18 protein-coding genes are annotated in these 21,231 nt (G+C 70.5%); 4 read left to right on the top strand and 14 right to left on the bottom strand.

The genetic code is table 11. The features are described 5' to 3' along the window. Positions 1-116: 116 nt before the first annotated feature. From trmD to proS, 6 genes are all read right to left on the bottom strand, one after another. A complete protein-coding gene (gene trmD / locus LJ657_RS24420; RefSeq protein WP_232650875.1) occupies positions 117-950 on the bottom strand; it encodes a tRNA (guanosine(37)-N1)-methyltransferase TrmD in 834 nt (277 codons plus the stop codon). Continuing rightward, complete coding sequence (gene rimM / locus LJ657_RS24415) at positions 950-1,492, bottom strand: ribosome maturation factor RimM (RefSeq protein ID WP_232650874.1); 543 nt, start codon at positions 1,490-1,492, stop codon at positions 950-952. Before rimM ends, trmD begins: the two co-directional genes overlap by 1 nt. 94 nt (positions 1,493-1,586) lie before the next feature. Continuing rightward, positions 1,587-1,826 carry an RNA-binding protein gene (locus LJ657_RS24410; RefSeq protein WP_003973401.1) on the bottom strand — a complete coding sequence of 80 codons (240 nt, stop codon included), beginning with the start codon at positions 1,824-1,826 and terminating at the stop codon, positions 1,587-1,589. A gap of 2 nt (positions 1,827-1,828) precedes the next feature. After that, positions 1,829-2,248: a 30S ribosomal protein S16 gene (rpsP, locus tag LJ657_RS24405; protein WP_232650873.1), complete on the bottom strand. Its 420-nt coding sequence runs from the start codon at positions 2,246-2,248 to the stop codon at positions 1,829-1,831. 422 nt (positions 2,249-2,670) lie between these two features. Next, on the bottom strand, positions 2,671-3,267 hold the full coding sequence (locus LJ657_RS24400) for a hypothetical protein (RefSeq protein ID WP_030943152.1): 597 nt from the start codon (positions 3,265-3,267) through the stop codon (positions 2,671-2,673). Positions 3,268-3,528: 261 nt separating this feature from the next. Continuing rightward, positions 3,529-4,944, bottom strand: a complete 1,416-nt coding sequence (gene proS, locus LJ657_RS24395) for a proline--tRNA ligase (RefSeq protein ID WP_232650872.1) — start codon at positions 4,942-4,944, stop codon at positions 3,529-3,531. A 199-nt stretch (positions 4,945-5,143) separates the two neighbouring features. Here proS and LJ657_RS24390 point away from each other — a divergent pair, with 199 nt between their 5' ends. Next, the gene (locus LJ657_RS24390; RefSeq protein WP_232650871.1) at positions 5,144-6,010 is read left to right on the top strand and encodes a class I SAM-dependent methyltransferase; all 867 of its coding nucleotides are present in this window, start codon (positions 5,144-5,146) and stop codon (positions 6,008-6,010) included. A gap of 12 nt (positions 6,011-6,022) precedes the next feature. Here LJ657_RS24390 and ftsH read toward each other — a convergent pair whose 3' ends face one another. The 6 genes from ftsH to nsdA all read right to left on the bottom strand — a co-directional run bounded on the left by ftsH (position 6,023) and on the right by nsdA (position 15,611). Further along, the gene (ftsH, locus tag LJ657_RS24385) at positions 6,023-7,960 is read right to left on the bottom strand and encodes an ATP-dependent zinc metalloprotease FtsH (protein ID WP_232650870.1); all 1,938 of its coding nucleotides are present in this window, start codon (positions 7,958-7,960) and stop codon (positions 6,023-6,025) included. Positions 7,961-8,010: 50 nt separating this feature from the next. Continuing rightward, entirely contained in the window at positions 8,011-9,564 is a 1,554-nt protein-coding gene (ffh, locus tag LJ657_RS24380; RefSeq protein ID WP_232650869.1) for a signal recognition particle protein, read from the bottom strand. A gap of 95 nt (positions 9,565-9,659) precedes the next feature. Further along, the gene (locus LJ657_RS24375; RefSeq protein WP_232650868.1) at positions 9,660-12,107 is read right to left on the bottom strand and encodes a [protein-PII] uridylyltransferase; all 2,448 of its coding nucleotides are present in this window, start codon (positions 12,105-12,107) and stop codon (positions 9,660-9,662) included. A gap of 24 nt (positions 12,108-12,131) precedes the next feature. Next, a complete protein-coding gene (locus LJ657_RS24370; RefSeq protein ID WP_232650867.1) occupies positions 12,132-12,470 on the bottom strand; it encodes a P-II family nitrogen regulator in 339 nt (112 codons plus the stop codon). Continuing rightward, positions 12,467-13,807: an ammonium transporter gene (locus tag LJ657_RS24365; RefSeq protein WP_232650866.1), complete on the bottom strand. Its 1,341-nt coding sequence runs from the start codon at positions 13,805-13,807 to the stop codon at positions 12,467-12,469. Before LJ657_RS24365 ends, LJ657_RS24370 begins: the two co-directional genes overlap by 4 nt. Positions 13,808-14,120: 313 nt before the next feature. Further along, positions 14,121-15,611, bottom strand: a complete 1,491-nt coding sequence (gene nsdA, locus LJ657_RS24360; RefSeq protein WP_232650865.1) for a transcriptional repressor NsdA — start codon at positions 15,609-15,611, stop codon at positions 14,121-14,123. A gap of 447 nt (positions 15,612-16,058) precedes the next feature. Here nsdA and LJ657_RS24355 point away from each other — a divergent pair, with 447 nt between their 5' ends. Next, positions 16,059-16,715: a bifunctional DNA primase/polymerase gene (locus tag LJ657_RS24355; protein ID WP_232650864.1), complete on the top strand. Its 657-nt coding sequence runs from the start codon at positions 16,059-16,061 to the stop codon at positions 16,713-16,715. A gap of 264 nt (positions 16,716-16,979) precedes the next feature. On the opposite strand, the gene ftsY is transcribed toward LJ657_RS24355, so the two are convergent. Further along, the gene (ftsY, locus tag LJ657_RS24350) at positions 16,980-18,182 is read right to left on the bottom strand and encodes a signal recognition particle-docking protein FtsY (protein ID WP_232650863.1); all 1,203 of its coding nucleotides are present in this window, start codon (positions 18,180-18,182) and stop codon (positions 16,980-16,982) included. 106 nt (positions 18,183-18,288) lie between these two features. Between ftsY and LJ657_RS24345 the strand changes: the two genes are divergently transcribed. Continuing rightward, the gene (locus LJ657_RS24345) at positions 18,289-19,260 is read left to right on the top strand and encodes an LLM class flavin-dependent oxidoreductase (protein ID WP_232650862.1); all 972 of its coding nucleotides are present in this window, start codon (positions 18,289-18,291) and stop codon (positions 19,258-19,260) included. Between the two features lie 53 nt (positions 19,261-19,313). Beyond that, positions 19,314-19,691, top strand: coding sequence for a hypothetical protein (locus LJ657_RS24340; protein ID WP_232650861.1), 378 nt, complete (start codon positions 19,314-19,316; stop codon positions 19,689-19,691). 108 nt (positions 19,692-19,799) lie between these two features. Here the strand turns inward: LJ657_RS24340 and LJ657_RS24335 are convergent, their stop codons facing one another. Further along, positions 19,800-21,218, bottom strand: coding sequence for a sugar porter family MFS transporter (locus tag LJ657_RS24335; protein ID WP_232650860.1), 1,419 nt, complete (start codon positions 21,216-21,218; stop codon positions 19,800-19,802). Between the last annotated feature and the right edge of the window lie 13 nt (positions 21,219-21,231).

Raw genomic sequence — 21,231 nt, 5'->3', positions numbered from 1 at the left:
CCCATGCCACAGGTCATAGGCGGTAACTAGGTTTCCTGGAGGATGCTGTCCGGGTCGGGGCGGGCGTCGTGTCCCCCTGTGGCAGGGGCGCACGCCGGACGACGCACAACAGCGGCCTATTCTTCCACGCCCTCTGTCCTGCGCCAAAATCGGCCGTACGGCTCCCCCTCCGGATCCGGGGCCCAGCCCAGGATGGAGAGCATCTCCCGGTCCTTCTTGTCGAAGGCCTTGGGGTCGCAACGCTCGATCAGGTCGGGCCGGTTGGCCGTCGTACGCCTCAGTGCCTCGTCGCGGCGCCAGCGGGCGATCTTGCCGTGATGGCCGCTGAGCAGCACGTCGGGGATGTCGCGGCCGCGCCACTCGGGGGGCTTGGTGTAGACGGGGCCTTCGAGGAGGTTGGCCATGGCGCCGGGTGCGAAGGAGTCGTCGCGGTGCGACTCGGCGTTGCCGAGGACGCCGGGCAGCAGGCGGGCGACGGCCTCCGTGATCACCAGGACGGCAGCCTCGCCGCCGGCGAGGACGTAGTCGCCGATGGACACCTCGTGGACCGGCATCCGGGTCGCGTACTCGTCGATCACCCGGCGGTCGATGCCCTCGTAGCGGGCGGGCGTGAAGATCAGCCACGGGCGCTCGGAGAGCTCGACGGCGAGTTCCTGGGTGAAGGGGCGGCCGCTGGGGGTGGGGACGATCAGCGCGGGTGCGTGCGAGCCCGTCTCGTACCCGTCGGCCAGCGCGGAGTCCAGGGCGTCGCCCCAGGGGTCGGTCTTCATGACCATGCCGGGGCCGCCGCCGTACGGGGTGTCGTCGACGGTGTTGTGGCGGTCGTACGTCCACGCGCGCAGGTCGTGTACATGGACGTTGAGCTGTCCACGCGCGCGTGCCTTGCCGACGAGGGAGACGTTCAGGGGCTCCAGGTACTCGGGGAAGATCGTGACGACGTCGAGGCGCATCACGACTCGTCCCGCGACGAAGCGATCTCGGCGTGGTCGTCGATCAGCCCGGGCGGCGGGTCGATGACCGCCTTCTGCTCCTCGAGGTCGATCTCCGTGACGATCTCCTCGACGAAGGGGATCAGGACCTCGCTGCCGTCCGGGCGCTCCACGATGAACAGGTCCTGGGAGGGCAGGTGCGAGATCTCGGTGATGCGCCCGACCTCGACGCCGTCCTTGGTGACCACGTCCAGGTCCATCAGCTGGTGGTCGTAGTACTCGTCCTCCTCCTCGGGGAGCACCTCCGGGTCCACCTCGGCGATCAGGAGGGTGTTGCGCAGCGCCTCGGCCGCGTTGCGGTCGCGTACGCCCTCGAAGCGCAGGAGCAGACGGCCGCTGTGGACGCGGCCCGTCTCGATGGTGAGCGGGCCCGTCGAGGCGGGATCGGTGGCCAGTACGGCGCCGGGTGCGAGCCGCAGTTCGGGCTCGTCGGTACGGACCTCGACGGTGACCTCGCCCTTGATGCCATGGGCACGGCCGATCCGTGCGACTACGAGCTGCACTTCCCAGGATCTCCTGTCGTAACGGCTGGTAACGACTACGGGCCGGGGACGGCGCAGTGGCCCTCCCCGGCCCGAGCCGGTGTTGCGTTTGGCGTCAGCGGACGTGGTCCACGTCGACGAGGTCGACGCGGACACCGCGGCCGCCGATGGCGCCCACGACGGTACGCAGAGCGCGCGCGGTGCGGCCGTTGCGGCCGATCACCTTGCCGAGGTCGTCGGGATGCACCCGGACCTCGAGGACGCGCCCACGGCGCAGGTTGCGCGAGGCGACCTGCACATCGTCAGGATTGTCGACGATGCCCTTCACGAGGTGCTCGAGAGCCTCCTCGAGCATGCTCAGGCCTCGGTCGACGCGGACTCGGCGGGAGCCTCGTCCTTCTTCTCAGCCTTCTTCTTCTGGGTGATGGCCTCACCCTTGCCCTCGTCGTCGCCACCGAGGGCGTCGAACACCGGGCGGGCAGCCTTCGGCTCGGCCACGAGCAGCGGAGCCGGGGCGGGCAGGCCCTTGAACTTCTGCCAGTCGCCGGTCAGCTTCAGGATGGCGAGAACGGGCTCGGTCGGCTGCGCGCCGACACCCAGCCAGTACTGCGCGCGCTCCGAGTCGACCTCGATGCGCGAGGGGTTCTGCACCGGGTGGTACAGACCGATCTCCTCGATCGCACGGCCGTCACGACGGGTGCGGGAGTCGGCGACGACGATGCGGTAGTGAGGCGAACGGATCTTGCCCAGACGCTTCAGCTTGATCTTGACTGCCACGGGAGTGGGTTCTCCTGGTTTTGACGTGGTTGGGCACGGCGAGATTGCCGCGTGGGGTTGCGGTACCCGAGTGCCCGATGGACGCGTCAGCCGGAGGCGAGAGGGTTCCTGTGCGGCTGTCGAGTACAGCTAGCCATTGTGCCATACCCTGCGGGTCGCTTTTGGCCGAGGGGTGGCGAGCCGCACCTGGGCATGACTGAGAGGCACCCGTCGCTGCAGGTGCCCTCGGGGTGGGTAGCGCGGCCCGGCGCACGGGGTGTCCCCCCACTCTCGACTTCGCTCGAGCGGGGGGACCCCCAGCGCCCACCCGTGCCGCCCCAAGCGGCACGACTGCCCGCAGGCTCGGCGGGTTACGGCGGCGCTCCCCGGCGCAATGCGTTCCGACCGGCAGCCACGAGATGCCGGTACCGAGCGCCGTGCGCCTACGCCGCGCCCACCACCTCGGGAATGCGGAACGGCTTCCCGCACCCCCCGCAGACGATCGGCGCCTGCGCCAGCACCGACGGGACGACCCGTACGTTACGGCCGCAGTCGCACACCGCCTTCACTCGCACCCCGCCCCCGGAGGAGCCGTGCCGCGCCGCCGGGCCGCGGAAGCTCTTCGGGGTGTCGGCGGAGGTGGCAGCCGTATGGGCCTTCAGGGCGCGCTGCAGCCGCTCGATGGTCGGGCGGTAGCGGCGCTTTGCCTCGGGGTTGAGCGTGACCAGCGAGAAGCCGCTACTGGGATGCGGTTCCTCGGGGTGGTCCAGGCCCAGCTCCTCGGCGATCGCGAGGAATCTGCGGTTGTGGTACCGGCCGGCGCGGGACGTGTCGCGCACGCCGCGCGCGGCGGCGATGCCATGGACTGCCTCATGGAGCAGTCGCTCGAAGGAGAGCTCGTGACCGCACGCGGACGACGACTCTCCGATCAGGGACTCTGGCGCGGCAAGGTCGGGCAGCTCGGGGTGGTACCGCTGGATGTCGGCCCACGCCTCTGCCAGCTCTGCGGCGAGAACAGGTGGTGTCTGTGTCGTGCTCACGTAATGACAACGAGCGGGGCCTCGAATGTGTTCCTATTCCGGGCCATCCCAAATAATTTGCACGTACCCGTCAGTTGCCGCTGATGCGTCCCGACGAGGGCGGGTGCGCTGATCTGCGGAGAAACCTCACAGCTCATCCCAAGCCGGTACGTAGCCTGCTCTACGACCCGGCGCGTAGACGATGTCCACGCGCCGGTGCGGTTGTGATCCGCAGGTGCGCAAGAGGCGTTTCGGTCGCGCTCGCGGCGGAAGGGCTCTGTATCAGTAAGCGCGCGCGACGACCGCGACGTTACCGGGCGCGTCCTCGGCGTCGGGCACCGACCCGTCGGCAGCGACCAGACACCGTACGGTCACCGCGTGCCCGGCCAGTGCGGCCTCGCCTTCCTCGCCGAGCTCCGCCCAGGGGATGCGCGCCCACCCGCCGGCTCCGACCGCCTCGACGGCTTCCCCGATCGTCGACACGTCGGCCGTACGGGACTCGCGGCGCTCGCGGGACTGGGCGAGCAGAAGCGCCTGATCCTCCTCGAGGATCGCGGGCAGGAGCCCCACGAGGGCGCCGAGCGGCATCGGCTCCTTGCCCCCGGGGATGCGGCGGGCCAGCATCGCCGTGCCGTTCTCCAGGTCACGGGGCCCGACCTCGACGCGTACCGGCACGCCCTTCAGCTCCCAGTCGACGGCGCGGCGCCCGAAAGGGGTGTCGGTGCGGTCGTCGACGTGGACACGGAGGCCCGCCGCCGTCAACCGGTCACCGATCTCGCGGACCTTGGCCAAAACCGCCTCGTCGCCCTTGATCGCGAGGACGACGACCTGGATCTGCGCCAGCCGCGGCGGGACCCTGAGCCCGTTGTCATCTCCGTGAGTCATCACCAGGGCGCCGATCATGCGGGTGGTCGAGCCCCAGGAGGTCTGCCAGACGAGTTCCTGCGTTCCCTCCCTGGACAGGTACCGGGTGTTGAAGGCCCGGGCGAAGTTCTGGCCCAGTTCGTGGCTGGTGACCATCTGGAGGGCCTTGCCGTCGCCCATCATGCTTTCGAGCGTGAGGGTGTTGACGGCGCCCGCGAAGCGCTCCTTGGCCGTCTTGCGGCCGGAGACGAAGTCCATGGCGAGGACGTTCTCGACGAAGTCCCCGTAGACGTGCCGCTGGATGTGTGCGGCGAAGTCGCGCGCCTCCTCGTAGGTGGCGTGCGCGGTGTGGCCCTCCTGCCACAGGAATTCGGTCGTACGGAGGAAGAGACGGGGCCTGAGCTCCCAACGGACCACGTTCGCCCACTGGTTGATCTTCAGAGGCAGGTCGCGGTAGCTCTGCACCCACTTCGAGAAGTAGTCGTTGACGATCATCTCGGAGGTGGGGCGGACGACCGCGGGCTCCTCCAGTTCCCTGCCGCCGCCATGGGTGACCACGGCCAGCTCCGGCGCGAAGCCCTCGACGTGGTCGGCCTCCTTGGCGAAGTACGACTGCGGGATGAGCAGCGGGAAGTACGCGTTCTGGGTGCCCGTCTCCTTGATCCGGGCGTCCATGTCGGCCTGCATCCGCTCCCACAGCCCGTACCCGTACGGTCGGATCACCATGGTGCCGCGCACCGGGCCGTTGTCGGCCAGCTCGGCCTTGGTGATCAGGTCCTGGTACCAGCGCGGGAAGTCGTCCGCGCGCGCCGTGAGAACGGGAGCCTTTGCCATGGGCGCGATGGTAGGGGCCCACGTTGCCGGGACGTGAATTCTTTTCGCCCGCATATGCAACCCACAAGCGGGGCCCCACTACCCCTGGACGAGCGGTCGAGTGCGGAGTTATCTGGCATACGGGGGGAGCGCGGGCGCACGTCACGGGGGCCATGGAATCGGGTACAGGGGCAACTCTCGTCGGATTGGGGCGCTTTACATGACACCTACGCTCGTGCGGCAGCACCCGCCCCATACGGGCGAGGCGCCCCGTGTGGACCTGTGTGCACGCGCGCGTGACTGGTCCGAGATCCAGGAGCGGATGCTGGTCCCGCTCTACGAGGCCGTCTACGAGCGACTCGAAGTGGGCCCCGGCACACGGCTGCTGGGCCTCGGCTGCGGCAGCGGGCTGGCCCTTCTGACGGCGGCCCGCAGAGGCGCGGCGGTCACCGGCGTCGACCGATCCTCCCCCGAACGACTGGCTCTCGCGCGGGAGCGGCTGCTCCCGCAGGCGTGGGCCACGCGCGCGCGTGCCGACGCCCGGATCGTCGACGGCTCACCCGAAGACATCGTGGCCGCGGGCGACGCGGAGACGCCCGCGTTCACCCTGGTGACGGCCTTCGAGCCGATCGGGTGTCTGGCGGGCGACTCGGAGGGGCTCCGCGGGCTGTTGCAGGCAGCGACCCCGCTCGTCGGGCGCGGGGCGCCCGTGGTGCTCGCCGGCTGGGGTCCGCCGGAACGCTGCACCACCTCGTCCGTGCTGCGGGTGGCCACCCGGCTGGCGGATCCGCTGCGCGGCACGGGCAGTTGGCGCCCCGCCCTCCGCGACGACCTGGAGGAGGTCGCCCAGCGGGCGTGCCTGAAGCCCGACGGCTCCGGACGGGTCGCCTGTCCGTTCGGGTACGCCGGCATGGACAGCGCGGTACGGGGCCTGCTGTCGACGGGCCTGTTCGACGCGGCGATCTCGGCGACGGACCAGGCACAGGTCGACAAGGAGCTGGCGGAGGCCCTGCACCCGTATCAGCGCCGGGACGGCACGGTGTGGATGCCGAACGTGTTCCGGTACCTGATCGCTCGTACACCCTAGGCCCCGCGCACCTCAGGAACCGTCGACCTTCGCCAGCCTCGTGATCCCCGCGATCCGGTACGCGTCCGCCTCCTCCAGGGTCTCCCGCTCCAGCAACGCCTGGGCGAGGGCGTCCAGTTGACCGCGGTGGTCGCTCAGCTTGCGGCACGCCTCCGCGTAGCACTCGTCGACGATCCGGCGCATCTCGCCGTCGATCACGTCGAGGGTCTGCGGGGCGGCCGCGAGGCCGTACGCCTGCTGGGCGTCGCTGGGGAGGGCGGACAGCCGGCCGACGCGCTCGCTCATGCCCCACCGGGCGACCATGCCGCGCGCGATGTTGGTGACCTGCTCCAGGTCGTTCTCCGCGCCGGTCGTGACGACCCCGTAGACGACCTGTTCCGCCGCCATGCCGCCGAGGGCGCCGATGATCCGGCCGCGCAGGTACTCCTCGGTGTACGCGTACTTGTCGGACTCCGGCGTGGAGAGCGTGACGCCGAGGGCCCGGCCGCGCGGGACGATGGTGATCTTGCGGACGGGGTCGGCGCCGGGCTGGAGCATGCCGAGCAGGGCGTGGCCGCTCTCGTGGTAGGCGGTGCGGCGGCGCTCCTCCTCAGGCATGACCAGGGGCCGTTCGGCGCCCAGTTGGACCTTCTCCAGGGCCTCGGAGAGGTCGGACTGCGTCACCCGCTCCTGTTTGCGCTTGACGGCGAGCAGGGCCGCCTCGTTGGCGAGGTTGGCCAGTTCGGCGCCGGTCATGCCCGGGGTCGTACGGGCCACCTGACCGAGGTCGACGTCCTTCGAGAGCGGGATCTCGCGGGTGTGGATCTGCAGGATGGCCTCGCGGCCGCCGCGGTCCGGGGGCGAGACCATGACCACCCGGTCGAAGCGGCCCGGACGGGTCAGGGCCGGGTCCAGGACGTCGGCGCGGTTGGTGGCCGCGATGACGATGACTCCCTCCGAACCCGAGAAGCCGTCCATCTCGGTCAGGATCTGGTTCAGCGTCTGTTCGCGCTCGTCGTGGCCGCCCATGCCGGAGCCGCCGCCGCGGGCCCGCCCGATGGTGTCGATCTCGTCGATGAAGATGATCGACGGGGCCACCTTGCGGGCCTCCGCGAACAGTTCACGCACCCGTGAGGCGCCGACGCCCACGATCATCTCGATGAACTCGGAGGCGGACGCCGAGAAGAACGGCACACCCGCCTCGCCGGCGACGGCGCGCGCCAGGAGGGTCTTGCCGGTGCCGGGCGGGCCCGCGAGCAGCACGCCCCGCGGCATCTTGGCGCCCATCCTGCGGTAGGCGTCCGGGTTCTTCAGGAAGTCGACGACGTCGTTGAGCTCGCCCTCGACCTCGTCGATGCCCGCCACGTCCTCGAAGGTCGTGCGCGTGGCGCCCGGCTCCAGCTCCACCGGCTTGGGCGGCGCCTTGCGGCCGAGCATCCCGCCCGCGCCGCCCAGCCCGGTGCTCATCCGCCGCGCGATGAAGACCCACACCGCGATCAGCAGCAGCATCGGGGCCAGCGAGATCAGCAGATTGGCCAGAAAGCTGCGGTGCTGGACGACCGGCGCCGCCGTGACCGTGACGTTGTGCTTGGTCAGGTCGTCCCAGATCTTGTCGCTCGCGAACGTAGGCCGCTCGGTGCTGAACTTGGTGTACTTGCCGCCACCGTCCGGGTTGCTCTGCTGCTTCTTGAGCTGGCCCTGGATCGCGTTGCCCTTGGCGTAGATCTTCTTGACGTTGCCCGCGTCGACCTGCTTGCTGAACTCGGTGTACGAGATCGTCGGCTCGTTGCCCTCGTTGAAGAACGACAGGATCAGATTCGCGATCAGGTACACGACCAGCGCGGTCAGGATCAGGCTCCACCAGCCGCCGCGCATCTTCCGCCCACCCGGCGGCCTGGGCGGCTCCTCGGGAGTGCCCTCGGAACGCCAGGGCTGGTCGGGCGACTTGCGCGGCGGGGCGGGATTGGTCATAAACGGACGTTACGACAAGGCCCCACCCCTGGCACGCGCACCGGGTGAACTCAGCCCATGAACTTCTTGAACTCGTCCGGGAGCTCGAAGTCCTGCGTCGCCTGCTGGCCCGGCACACCGAAGGCGTTGCCGCCCTGAGCGGCGGCGGCCCGGCGTGCGGCCTCCTCCTGCTCCTGCTGCTTGCGCTTCATCGGGTTGCCCGAACGCTGCTTGCCCTTGGCCTGCTTGGGCTGCTTCTTGGTACGGCCCGGACCGCCGCCCATGCCCGGAATCCCGGGCATTCCCGGCATGCCGCCGCCCTGGGCCATGCGGGACATCATCTTGCGGGCCTCGAAGAACCGCTCGACGAGGTTCTTCACCGCGCTGACCTCGACGCCGGAGCCCTTGGCGATACGGGCGCGGCGGGAGCCGTTGATGATCGTGGCGTCGGCGCGCTCGGCCGGGGTCATCGACTTGATGATGGCGGCCGTGCGGTCGACGTCCCGCTCGTCGATGTTGTTGATCTGCTCCTTGATCTGACCCATGCCGGGCATCATGCCGAGCAGCTTGGAGATGCTGCCCATCTTCCTGACCTGCTCCATCTGGGCCAGGAAGTCGTCCAGGGTGAAGTCCTGGCCCTTCTTGGAGGCGAGCTTGGAGGCCATCTTGGCGGCCTCTTCCTCGCTGAACTCCTTCCCCGCCTTCTCGAACAGGGTGGCGAGGTCACCCATGTCGAGGATGCGGGAGGCCATCCGGTCCGGGTGGAAGACGTCGAAGTCGTCCAGCTTCTCGCCGCTCGAGGCGAACATGATCGGCTTGCCGGTCACCGAGGCGATCGACAGGGCCGCACCACCGCGGGCGTCACCGTCGAGCTTGGAGAGGACCACACCGTCGAAGCCGACGCCGTCGCGGAAGGCCTCCGCCGTGTTGACGGCGTCCTGGCCGATCATCGCGTCGACGACGAAGAGGATCTCGTCCGGCGAGACCGCGTCCCGGATGTCCGCGGCCTGCTGCATCATCTCCTGGTCGATGCCGAGGCGGCCGGCGGTGTCGACGATGACGATGTCGTGGACCTTGGTCCTGGCGTGCTGGACGGAGTCCTTGGCGACCTGGACGGGGTCGCCCACGCCGTTGCCCGGTTCCGGGGCGAAGACGGCCACGCCCGCCCGCTCGGCGACGACGCTCAGCTGGGTGACCGCGTTCGGGCGCTGGAGGTCGGCGGCGACCAGGAGCGGCGAGTGGCCCTCTTCCTTGAGGTGCTTGGCGAGCTTGCCCGCGAGGGTGGTCTTACCTGCACCCTGCAGACCCGCGAGCATGATCACGGTCGGCGGCTGCTTGGCGAACCGCAGGCGGCGGGTCTGGCCGCCCAGGACGGTGACCAGCTCGTCGTTGACGATGTCCAGGACCCGCTGGGCGGGGTACCGCGTACCGGAGACCTCGGGACCGAGGGCGCGCTCCTTGACGTTCTTGATGAACGCCCGGACGACGGGCAGGGCCACGTCCGCCTCGAGGAGGGCGATGCGGATCTCGCGCGCGGTGGCGTCGATGTCCGCCTCGCTCAGACGCCCCTTGCCGCGCAGATTCTTGAAGGTCGCTGACAGGCGATCGGAGAGAGTGTCGAACACGGCGGCGTCGGTCCTCGGAGTCGGGGGCAGTATGAGCGTCTTCCAGGGTATCGGGCCGCGCAAGACAATCGTCCCCGCCCGCACCTACATCGCGGTCACCCCCGCAATGTCTCCTCCAGTTTCCGGGCCAGGGAGGCCGCCTCGTCGCCCGGCAGCGGCGCTCCCTCGGGCCCGGTCACGTAGAAGGCGTCCACGGCGTTCGCGCCCAGTGTGGAGACGTGCGCGCTGCGCACCCGGACGCTCGCGTCCTCCAGGGCCCGCCCGATCCGGAACAGCAGACCCGGGGCGTCCTGCGCCCGCACCTCGATCACAGTGGCCAGCCGGGACGCGGCCGACGCGACCGCCACCCGCGGCGGTGGCGCCACGACACCCCGGCGGCGCGGATACGCCGCGTCGCGCTCGGCGAGGCGTCCGGCGATGTCCAGGGATCCGTCCAGCGCCCGTACGAGATCGGCGCGCAGCCGGGCCGCCTGGGGCAGTGAGCCGTACTCGGCGGCCACCCGCCAGTCCAGCAGCAGGATGGAGCCCTCGACGCCGTCCGGCAGGTCCAGGGCGCGCAGCTCGGCGGTGCGCACCGTCAGGCGGTGCATGGCGAGGACACCGGCCACCGCGGGCAGCACACCCGCCTGGTCCGGTACGGCGATGAGCAGCTCGACGCCGAGCGGCTCCGGGTCGCCGGACGGCTGGTCCTCCGCCGGCGGCTCGGTCTGGGCACGCAGGGACAGCACCGGACTGCCCGTGGCGACCGCCTCGATGGCGAGCCGCTCCTGCTCGGCGGTGGGCGCGGCGGCCTCGGGCTCGTCGAGCACGTCCCCGGCGAGTACGGCGGCGACCCGCTTCACCAGGTCGGCGACGAGCGAACCGCGCCAGGACGACCAGGCGGCCGGGCCTGTGGCCAGGGCGTCCGCCTCGGTCAGCGCGTGCAGCAGCTCCAGGGTGTGCTGCGAGCCGACCGCCTCCGCGACCGAACGGACGGTGGCCGGGTCCTCCAGATCGCGGCGGGTGGCCGTCTCGACCAGCAGCAGATGGTGACGTACGAGGGTGGAGAGAACGGCCACGTCGTCGCGGTCGAAGCCGATACGGGCGGCCACGTCCTTGGCGATGATCTCGCCGGCCACCGAGTGGTCGCCGGGCCAGCCCTTGCCGATGTCGTGCAGCAGTGCGGCGACCAGGAGCAGGTCGGGCCGGTGCACGCGGCGGGTGAACTCGGAGGCCCGTACGGCCGTCTCGATCAGGTGCCGGTCGACGGTCCAGATGTGCACGGCGTTGCGCTGCGGGCGGCAGCGCACCCGCTCCCAGTCCGGCAGCAGCTGTGTGATCAGGCCCTCCGCCTCCAGCGCCTCCCAGACGTCGATGGTGGGGTGCCCGGAGCCGAGCAGGGTGACCAGCTGTTCACGGGCCTCGGCGGGCCAGGGCGTGGGCAGGGGGCGTACGGTCGCCGCCATGCGCCGTACGGCGTGCAGGGAGAGCGGGAGGCCGGCCTGTGCGGCGGCGGCCGCGGCGCGCAGCGGCAGGACGGGGTCGCGCTCGGGGCGCGCGGCCCGGGCGAGCACCACCTCGCCGTCCTGCTCGACCACGCCCTCGGCGAGCGGGGAGCGCTCGGGGACCGGCTTTCCGCCGCCCAGCATGGCGCGCAGCCGCGGCCGTACGGCGCGCGACCGCAGCACGCGCGCCACTTCGCGCCAGGTGACGTCACTGGCGTACGAGATGACCCGTGCCGCCTCGTACACCTGCCGCAGCAGCGTGTCGGCGTCCAGCAGGCCGAGCTCGGCGGCGACCTGGTCCTGCTCCTGCAGCGCGAGCCGGTCGGTCGCCCGGCCGGTGGTCAGGTGCAGGGCGTCACGGACGTCGAGGAGCCGGCGGCGGGCGTCGTCGAGGCCCTCGCGCGGGGCGTCGGCCAGCCAGGAGGCGGCGACGGCACGCAGGGCGGTGGCGTCGCGCAGACCCCCGCGGGCTTCCTTCAGGTCCGGTTCCAGCAGGTACTGCAGCTCGCCCTGGCGCTCGGCGCGTTCTGCGCACAGCTCCTGGAGTTCGGGGAGACGTTTCGGCGCCTGGTTGCGCCAGTCGGCGAGGACGGCCGTCCGCAGACCGGCCGTCAGGCCCAGGTCGCCGGCGATGTGTCGGGCGTCCAGGAGGCCGAGCTGGACTTTCAGATCCTCGCCCGCCGTCTTGCGGGCCTCGGCGGGGGTACGGACCGAGTGGTCCAGGGCGAGGCCGAGATCCCAGACGGGGTACCAGATGCGGTCGGCCAGGGCGGCGACCGCCTTGGGGTCGCCGCCGTCGTGGAGGAGGAGCAGGTCCAGGTCGCTGCGTGGGGAGAGCTCACCGCGCCCGTAGCCGCCGACGGCGACCAGGGACGCGCCGCGCAGGTCCTCGGCGCCCGCGGCGAAGAGGCCCGTCAGCCAGTCGTCGGTCAGTTCCGACAGCGCCTTACGGCGCGGCGGCCCGGACTGCGCCCCCTCGGTGAGGAGACGCAGCCGGGCCGCCGCATAGCCGCTGGGTCCCGAGTCTTCAGCTTCCTTGTGCACGTCCGTGCTCGACACCCAGCAGCTCCTGTTCTTCTTCTGTTAGAGCGCGTCCGGGCCGCGCTCGCCGGTCCGGACCCGTACGGCCGTCTCGACCGGGACGGACCAGACCTTGCCGTCACCGATCTTGCCGGTTCGGGCCGCCTTGACGATGACCTCGATCAGCTGCTCGGCGTCGTCGTCCTCGGCCAGTACCTCGATACGGATCTTGGGAACCAGGTCGACGGTGTACTCGGCACCGCGGTAGACCTCGGTGTGGCCCCGCTGACGACCGTAGCCGCTCGCCTCGGTGACCGTCAGGCCGTGGACTCCGAAGGCCTGCAGGGCCTCCTTGATCTCGTCGAGCCGGTGGGGCTTCACGACGGCGGTGATGAGCTTCATGCGTCCACCTTCTTCGACTCGGCGCCCGCCAGGGCGGAAACGGCGGTTCCGACGACGCCGCCACCGGCGCCGCTGAAGTCGTATGCGGTCTCGGCGTGCTCGGCCTGGTCGATACCGGAGATCTCCTCGTCCTCGGTGACCCGCATTCCGATGGTCTTGTCGAGGAGGAAGGCGAGGACCGCGGAGGCGATCAGGGAGTAGGCGAGGACCGCCCCGACACCGGCGCACTGCTTCCACAGCTGGGTGAAGGAGTGGTCGCCGTAGAAGACGCCCGTCGCGGTGGACTGGCCCTTGCCGGTGGCGAAGAAGCCGATGAGCAGGGAGCCGATGATGCCGCCGACCATGTGGACGCCGACGACGTCGAGGGAGTCGTCGAAGCCGAACTTGTACTTCAGGCCCACGGCCGCGGCGCAGGCGACACCGGCGATGGCGCCGACGGCGATCGCGCCGATCGGGGAGACCGCACCGCCGGACGGGGTGATCGCGACCAGACCGGCGACCGCGCCGGAGGCGGCACCCAGCGTGGTGAACGCGCCGTGCCGGATCTTCTCGTAGGCGAGCCAGGCCAGCATCGCGGCAGCGGTGGCGACCTGCGTGTTGACGAACATCAGCGCGCCGACGCCGTCGTCGTTGCCGAGCCACGAGCCGGCGTTGAAGCCGAACCAGCCGAACCACAGCAGACCGGCGCCGAGCATGACCAGCGGGAGGCTGTGCGGGCGCATCGGGTCCTTCTTGAAGCCGACGCGCTTGCCGATGACCAGGATGACGCCGAGTGCGCCGGCACCGGCGTTGATGTGGACCGCGGTACCACCGGCGAAGTCGATCACGCCGAGCTTGAAGGCCCAGCCGTCGGCGCCCCACACCCAGTGGGCGATCGGGACGTAGACGACCGTGAGCCACAGGGCGACGAACAGCGCCCAGGCCGAGAACTTGACGCGGTCCGCGAGGGCGCCGCTTATCAGGGCCGGAGTGATGATGGCGAACATCATCTGGAAGATCATGAAGACGAAGATCGGGATGGTGTAGCCGGGCCACAGCTCCGTCAGCCCGATCTTGCGGAGGCCGAACCAGTCGGAGTCCCAGCCGATGAGGCTGTTGTTCGTGCCGAAGGCGAGGGAGAAGCCGTAGAGCACCCACAGAATGGTGACGATGCCCATGCTGATGAAGCTCATCATCAGCATGTTGAGAGTGCTCTTGACGCGGACCATGCCTCCGTAGAAGAAGGCGAGGCCCGGCGTCATGATCAGTACCAGGGCGGATGCAATAAGCATGAAGCCTGTGTTCGCGGAGGACAGCTTGGGTGCCTCCGCGGCAAGCGTGATGGCGGCTGATGCCATCGGCGTCTCCTCGTCATTGGTACGGCCCCGTGCGGGCGAAGCCTGAAGCGGTCATGAGGGGTGGGCCGGTTATGCGCCATGAGATTGGCGCAGCGCGGTTTCGTTGGAAGCCCCTCGTTGTTTCGCCGCCGTGACGAAGGCGCCCTGCGTGTTACGCCTCGATGAACTGCCGGATGCCGGGCGTGCTCATCGTTATCGTGGCGCAACCTTCACCGAAGGTGAAAACCGGCCACGGGCGGCCTTCCGATGACCTGGCATGGGGGAGCCGAGTCGGGCTGTTCGGGAGGGCCGGCCGTGGCCGGGGACAGGGGTTTCAGACCGCCTCGGCGGTCTCCGGGAGTTCGACCGCGAGCTTCTCGGTGAGGTCCACGACCTCGGCGAGGTCCCCGAAATCGCGTACGGCCGTGTCGACCGTCTTTCGGATACGAGTGTTCACGCGCTCGGAGCGGACCTTCTTGGCGATGTGCATGGCCTTCTCGGCCAGCACCGTGCTCCGCTCCGGCTCACGCTGCAGCAGGTGCACCGTGGCCATGCCGATCAGGTTCAGTGCATACGAGCGCTGGTGCTCGGCGTCCCGGGAGAACAGCTCGACGGCCCGCTGCATCACCGGCTCGGCCAGGGACGCGTAGGTGGGGCTGCGGCCCGCGACGTAGGCGAGGTCACGGTAGGAGTGGGAGTTCTCGCCGTGCAGCTCGGCCTCGGAGAAGAAGCGGATCCAGTCGGGGTCCGGCTCGTCCCACTCGTCCACGTCCGCGAAGGTGTCCTCGGCCATTCGGACCGCCCGCTTGCACTTGCCGGGCTGCCCCATGTTGGCGTAGGCGCGGGCCTCCATCGCATACAGCATCGACTGGGTGCGGGGGCTGGCGCAGTCCCGGCTGCCGTACTGCGCGAGGTGGATCAGTTCCAGCGCGTCGTCGGGCCGGCCGAGGTGGATCATCTGGCGGCTCATGCTGGACAGGACATACGAGCCGAGCGGCTTGTCGCCCGCCTCCTTGGCGGCGTGCAGGGCGAGGACGAAGTACTTCTGGGCGGTCGGCTGGAGCCCGACGTCGTACGACATCCAGCCCGCGAGCTCCGCCAGCTCCCCGGCGACCTTGAACAGCTTCCGGGTGGTGGCCGCGGGCTGGGGCTCCTGGAGGAGGTCCGTCACCTCGTGCAGCTGGCCGACGACCGCCTTGCGGCGCAGGCCACCGCCGCACTGGGCGTCCCACTGCCGGAACATCACCGTCGTGGACTCCAGGAGGTCCAGCTCGGGCTTGGAGAGCCGGCCGGGCCGACGGGACGCAGCCGGCGGCTCCGGCTCCGGCTCGGGCTGCGGGGCCTGGGGCGAGGGCACCAGCCAGCGCTGCATGGGCTCGATGAGGGACGGGCCCGCGGACAGGGCCAGCGAGGTCCCGAGGAAGCCGCGCCGCGCCAGCATGAGGTCGCTGCGCGAGAACTCGCTGAGCAGGGCCACCGCCTGCGGGCCCGTCCAGGGCAGGTCGACGCCGGACACGGACGGTGACTGACGGGCGGCGCGCAGGCCGAGGTCCTCGACGGAGACCACGCAGCCGAAGCGCTCGGAGAACAGCTCGGACAGGATCCTGGGGATGGGTTCGCGGGGGTTCTCGCCGTCCAGCCAGCGGCGCACCCGGGAGGTGTCCGTGGAGATGTGATTGGCGCCCAACTGGCGTGCCCTGCGGTTGACTTGACGGGCGAGTTCGCCCTTCGACCAGCCGCTGCGCACGAACCAGGACGCGAGCAGCTCGTTGGGGCGCTTGTCCGTGCTGGTCGCGGTCGTCCCGCTTCCGCCGTTGCCGCTCACTGGAACGCCCCCATCCCTGAGACCACTTGTCGCTGAGTGCGCCAAGCCCTATCAGAATGCCGGTAAGTACAGCCGCCCGTCCGCCGGTTCTCACCCTTCGAACGGGATACCTACTTGCCTCCGGCATACCCACGAGCGCATGTGCCCCCAGGACTCGTGCACTCACAGTAATCCTACGATCACCCGTCCAGCCATGGCGATCCCGGAAACGCCACCATTCGCCACCCCTTCGAATGAACTCAGCGTCGCCTCGGCGCGATTCACTTGACATAGACCAACCGGGAGTAGGCGGAGCGATGCACTCAGGGGCGTGCGCCGCCGAGTTCACCACCCGGGGCACTTCGAGCGCCGCCCGGACCTCGCGCGGGGCCGATGCATCCGGAAACACAGGGTCACGATCCGCATCCGCGTCGTAACCACCGACGCGTGGGACCCGTTGGAGGGGGCATGGGCTTCACGATCGGCGGCATCCGGGAGATCCGCTCCGGCTCGCGTCGGCGCGGCCGCTCCTCGGAGTGCACCGCCGTCGCCGAGTTCACGGGGCTCTGGGGCTGGGACGCGGTCCCGGGAGCCCGGGCCGCGGCGGGCGACTGTTCCTGCGGCCGGGCGGACTGCAGCGCACCGGGGGCGCATCCCCTGGAGTTCGCGCCCCAGGTGCAGGCCGGCGCCACGCTCGACGAAGTGACCAAGGCGTGGGGCGAGTTCCCCGGAGCGTCGGTGATGCTCGCGGTCGGCCGGGCGTTCGACGTGATCGAGGTGGCCGAGCCCGCCGGCCGCCGCGCCCTGGTCCGCCTGGAGCGCATGGGGCTCCCCCTCGGCCCGGTCACCGCGACCCCCGAGGGCCGCGCCCAGTTCTTCGTCGCCCCCGGAGCCGCCGCCGAACTTCCCGAGCTGCTCTACCGCATGGGCTGGGACGATCCGACCTCCCTGGACCTGCGCGGCCTGGGCCTCGGCGCCCACATCACCGCGCCGCCGTCCGACCGGGGCGGCCTGGGCCCGGTCCGCTGGCTGCGCCCCCCCGCCCTGGATTCGGCCACGAAGCCACCGGCGGCACGGCTGCTGCTGGGGACGCTGGCTTATGTGGCACATCGGTCGCGGGCGTAGGCCCCGAGTCGTACCCCAGTCGTACACAGCGAAGCGCCCGTCTCCCAACTGCACCTTGGGAAACGGGCGCTTTTTCACCGTGGGTGCCTTCAAGCAGCCCGGGCGAAGACCGCGGCGGTTCGGCAGCGCCCCAAAGGCCCGCGGGACTCTTTCGATATGCGGCTCCGCCGCGCGGGCGTGACCAGCCACGACGATGCCGCAGACGAAAGACGGCACATCGCCGCCCCGCGGCGGAGCCGCACATCGGCACATCCCGCGGAGCACTCAGTCACCGATAAGCGCATCCACGAACGCCTCCGGCTCGAACGGCGCCAGATCGTCGGGGCCCTCGCCGAGACCCACCAGCTTGACGGGTACGCCCAGCTCGCGCTGGACCGCGACCACGATGCCGCCCTTCGCCGTGCCGTCGAGCTTGGTGAGCACGATGCCGGTGATGTCGACGACCTCGGCGAAGACACGGGCCTGGACGAGGCCGTTCTGCCCGGTCGTCGCGTCGAGGACGAGGAGGATCTCGTCCAGCGGGGCGTGCTTCTCGACGACGCGCTTGACCTTGCCGAGCTCGTCCATGAGCCCGGTCTTGGTGTGCAGACGCCCGGCGGTGTCGATGAGGACGACGTCGGAGCCCATCTCCTTGCCTTCCTTCACCGCGTCGAAGGCGACGGAGGCGGGGTCGCCGCCCTCCGGCCCGCGCACGGTGTGGGCGCCGACCCGCTCGCCCCAGGTCTGGAGCTGGTCCGCGGCGGCGGCACGGAAGGTGTCGGCGGCACCGAGCACGACACTGCGGCCGTCGGCGACCAGGACCCGGGCGAGCTTGCCGGTGGTGGTGGTCTTGCCGGTGCCGTTGACGCCGACGACCATCACGATGCCGGGCTTGCTGGTCTCGGGCTCCGTCCTCACCGTGCGGTCGAAGTCGGTGCCGACCAGCTTGAGGAGCTCCTCGCGCAGCAGGCCGCGCAGTTCGACGGGGGTGCGGGTGCCGAGGACCTTCACCCGCTCGCGCAGGCCCTCGACCAGCTCCTGGGTGGGGGCCACGCCGACGTCGGCGGTGAGCAGCGTGTCCTCGATCTCCTCCCAGGTCTCGTCGTCGAGGTGCTCGCGCGACAGGAGCGCGAGCAGCCCCTTGCCGAGCGCGTTCTGGGAGCGGGAGAGGCGGGCGCGCAGCCGGACCAGACGGCCGGCCGTCGGCTCGGGTACCTCGATCTCGGGGATTTCGAGGACGGGCGGCTCCTCGACGGCGACCGGGGCCGAGCCGTCCGGAAGATCCACCTCCTCTATTGTCCGGCGCGGTTCGTCGCGGGGTGTCTCGGCCTCGTCGCCGACGTGCGGCTCGGCCGGAGGGGCGGTGATGTCGGGCGCGGCGGGCGGCGGCGGGGGCAGCGACTTCTTCCGTCGGCTGCCGATGACGAGCCCGCCGAGCGCGCCGAGCACGACCACGGCGATGACTACAGCAAGGATGACGGTTTCCATAACCCGTCCAGTATCAGTCATGGAGTCCTGTGACACCCCTCTGGATGTCTGACACACCGTCAGCTAACGTCCCCCTCCACACCCGCCCGGCGAAGGGGGACCCCCCATGCCCGTCTCGGTCGTACGTTTCAACCTCGTCGAACCCGGCGCCACCCCCGCCTCGCTCCGCGCCCGCTACCAGGCCGCCCTGGAGATGGCCGGGTACGCCGACGAACACGGGATCACCACCGTCCAGACGGAGGAGCACCATGGCGTCGGCAACAACTGGCTGCCGTCGCCGTTCGCCTTCGCGGGTGCGGTCTTCGGGGCGACCCGGCGGATCGCGGTCACCGTCTCGGCGGTGATCGGCCCGCTGCACGACCCGCTGCGACTGGCCGAGGACATCGCCGTGCTGGATCTGCTGAGCGCCGGCCGGCTGGTGACCGTCGCCGGGATCGGGTACCGGCCCGAGGAGTACGCCCAGTTCGGGGTGGAGTGGAAGCGGCGCGGCAGGATCCAGGACGAGCTGCTGGAGGCGGTGCTCAAGGCCTGGACCGGGGAGGAGTTCGAGTACCGGGGCCGTACGGTACGGGTCACCCCGCGCCCCTTCACCGAGCCGCACCCCCTGCTCCTGGTGGGCGGCTCCTCGAAGGCCGCCGCCCGCCGCGCGGCCCGCCTCGGTCTCCCCTTCTTCCCCAGCGCGCATCTGCCGGAGCTGGAGGCGTACTACAAGGAGCGGCTCGTCGAGTACGGCACGGAGGGCTGGACGATGATGCCCGCCGCCGAGACCCCCTTGCTGCACCTCGCCGAGGATCCCGACCGGGCGTGGGCCGAGCACGGCGAGCACTTCCTGCACGAGGCGCGGACTTACGCCTCCTGGCAGTCCGGGGACATCCGGTCGGCGGTGAAGTCGGCGGCCACGAGCGTGGCGGAGCTGCGCGCGGAGGGCGTCTACCGGATCCTCACGCCGGACCAGTGCGTGGAGCAGGGGCAGGACAACCTCGTACTGCATCCGCTGGCCGGCGGGATGCCGGTGGACGAGGGGTGGCGGAGTCTGCGGCTGTTCGCCGAGGAGGTGCTCCCGGCGCTGGAGGGCTGATGCGGAGCGATATCCGCTGGTCCGGTCGGGTGCGCGGTTGATCCACTGGCGCCATGAGCCTGTTGGTGGAGGTCTTCGTCCGCGAGCCGGACGGCGGCATACGGATCCTCGACGTGCCGGACGACGTGTACCGGTCCGGCGGGTTCGAGTCCTGGCGTACGACGGTGTGGGGGTCGGCGTTCGTACGCTCGCTGGGGGCCCGCTTCCTGCCGGTACCGGCAGATGACGACCTCTACGTCGAGGCCGAGGAAGTGCCGCAGTTCCGGCGCGAGGTCGCCCTGCTGCGCTCCCGTCTCGACGAGCTCGCCCGTGGAACCGAGCGGCCGCGGACGGTGGAGGAGCACCGGCACCAGATCGAAACCCGGCTGCGGATCGTCGAGGAGAGCATCCGCAAAGCCCTGGAGATCGGCGGTGGCGTCCTCATCTGGTGAGACGGGAAGCCGCCGCCCCCGCCCGGGCAGTGCCGGGCGGGGGCGGCGGACGATACGGGGAGAGGGGCAGCGGGGACTTGGCCCTTCTCCCCGAGTGTGCGGGGCGGCTCAGCCCATCTCCTCCAGCGCCTTGCCCTTCGTCTCCTTCACGAACTTCAGGACGAACGGGACGGAGAGCGCCGCGAAGACCGTGTAGATCACGTAGGTCGCGGAGAGGTTCCAGTCGGACAGGGACGGGAAGCTCGCGGTGATGGCCCAGTTGGCGATCCACTGCGCGGAGGCGGCCACGCCCAGGGCGGCGGCGCGGATCTTGTTGGGGAACATCTCGCCGAGCATCACCCAGACGACCACACCCCAGGACAGGGCGAAGAAGAGGACGAAGACGTGCGCGGCGATCAGGGCGGTCCAGCCCTGCGCGGCCGGCAGCTTGCCGTCGACCAGGTGGTACGAGAAGGCCCAGGCCTCCAGCGCGAGACCGACGACCATGCCGATCGAGCCGATCAGGGCCAGCGGCTTACGGCCGACGCGGTCCACGAAGACCATGGCGATCACGGTGCCGACGATGTTGATGATCGACGTCGTGAAGGAGTAGAAGAACGAGTCCGTCGGGTCGACGCCGACCGACTGCCACAGGGTCGAGGAGTAGTAGAACGCGACGTTGATGCCGACGAACTGCTGGAAGACCGAGAGGCCGATGCCGATCCAGACGACCGGCTTGAAGAAGAAGCCGCCGCCGAGCAGATCCTTGAAGGCGGACTTGTGCTCGCTCTTCATCGCGTGCTCGATCTCGTTCACGCGGGCGTCCAGGTCGCCGTGCTCGCCCTCGACCTCGGCGAGGATCTCGCGGGCGCGCTCATGCCTGCCGACGGAGATCAGGAAGCGGGGGGACTCGGGGATGACGAAGGACAGCAGGCCGTAGAGGACGGCCGGGACCACCATCACGCCGAGCATGACCTGCCAGGCCTCCAGGCCCATCAGCTTGCCGCGCTGGTCGCCGCCGGCGCCGTTCAGCAGGGCCCAGTTGACCAGCTGTGAGATCGCGATGCCGATGACGATCGCGGCCTGCTGGAAGGAGCCGAGACGGCCGCGGTAGGCGGGCGGGGCGACCTCGGCGATATAGGCGGGGCCGATGACGGAGGCCATGCCGATGGCGAAGCCGCCGACAACGCGCCAGAGGGCGAAGTCCCACAGCGCGAAGGGCAGCGCCGAGCCGACGGCGCTGACGGTGAACAGCACGGCGGCGATCTGCATGACCCGGATACGGCCGATCCGGTCGGCGATGCGGCCGGCGGTCGCGGCACCGATGGCGCAGCCGATCAGGGCGATGGCGATGACCTGGGCCAGGCCCGCGGAGCCGATGCCGTAACGGTCCCGGATGGCCTCGACGGCGCCGTTGATCACGGAGCTGTCGTAGCCGAACAGGAAACCGCCCATCGCGGCCGCCGCCGCGATGAAGGTGACCCGCCCGAGGTGCTCGGGACGAGCCGCTCTGGCTCCTGACTTCTGTGCCTGCACTGTGCTGGTCACGTTCAACTCCTCG

Origin of the sequence: Streptomyces guryensis, assembly GCF_021261325.1 — a bacterium.
Classification (GTDB): Bacteria; Actinomycetota; Actinomycetes; order Streptomycetales; family Streptomycetaceae; genus Streptomyces; species Streptomyces guryensis.
This window is presented reverse-complemented; position numbering and strand designations above follow the sequence as displayed.

Excerpts from the sequence above, each read along its gene's own strand:
- LJ657_RS24365 (WP_232650866.1), bottom strand. The coding sequence starts at position 13,807 with ATGGCATCAGCCGCCATCACGCTTGCCGCGGAGGCACCCAAGCTGTCC.
- LJ657_RS24390 (WP_232650871.1), top strand. The coding sequence starts at position 5,144 with ATGACACCTACGCTCGTGCGGCAGCACCCGCCCCATACGGGCGAGGCG.
- ftsY (WP_232650863.1), bottom strand. The coding sequence starts at position 18,182 with ATGGAAACCGTCATCCTTGCTGTAGTCATCGCCGTGGTCGTGCTCGGC.
- LJ657_RS24345 (WP_232650862.1), top strand. The coding sequence starts at position 18,289 with ATGCCCGTCTCGGTCGTACGTTTCAACCTCGTCGAACCCGGCGCCACC.
- trmD (WP_232650875.1), bottom strand. The coding sequence starts at position 950 with ATGCGCCTCGACGTCGTCACGATCTTCCCCGAGTACCTGGAGCCCCTG.
- ftsH (WP_232650870.1), bottom strand. The coding sequence starts at position 7,960 with ATGACCAATCCCGCCCCGCCGCGCAAGTCGCCCGACCAGCCCTGGCGT.
- proS (WP_232650872.1), bottom strand. The coding sequence starts at position 4,944 with ATGGCAAAGGCTCCCGTTCTCACGGCGCGCGCGGACGACTTCCCGCGC.
- LJ657_RS24370 (WP_232650867.1), bottom strand. The coding sequence starts at position 12,470 with ATGAAGCTCATCACCGCCGTCGTGAAGCCCCACCGGCTCGACGAGATC.
- LJ657_RS24410 (WP_003973401.1), bottom strand. The coding sequence starts at position 1,826 with ATGCTCGAGGAGGCTCTCGAGCACCTCGTGAAGGGCATCGTCGACAAT.
- LJ657_RS24340 (WP_232650861.1), top strand. The coding sequence starts at position 19,314 with ATGAGCCTGTTGGTGGAGGTCTTCGTCCGCGAGCCGGACGGCGGCATA.
- LJ657_RS24355 (WP_232650864.1), top strand. The coding sequence starts at position 16,059 with ATGGGCTTCACGATCGGCGGCATCCGGGAGATCCGCTCCGGCTCGCGT.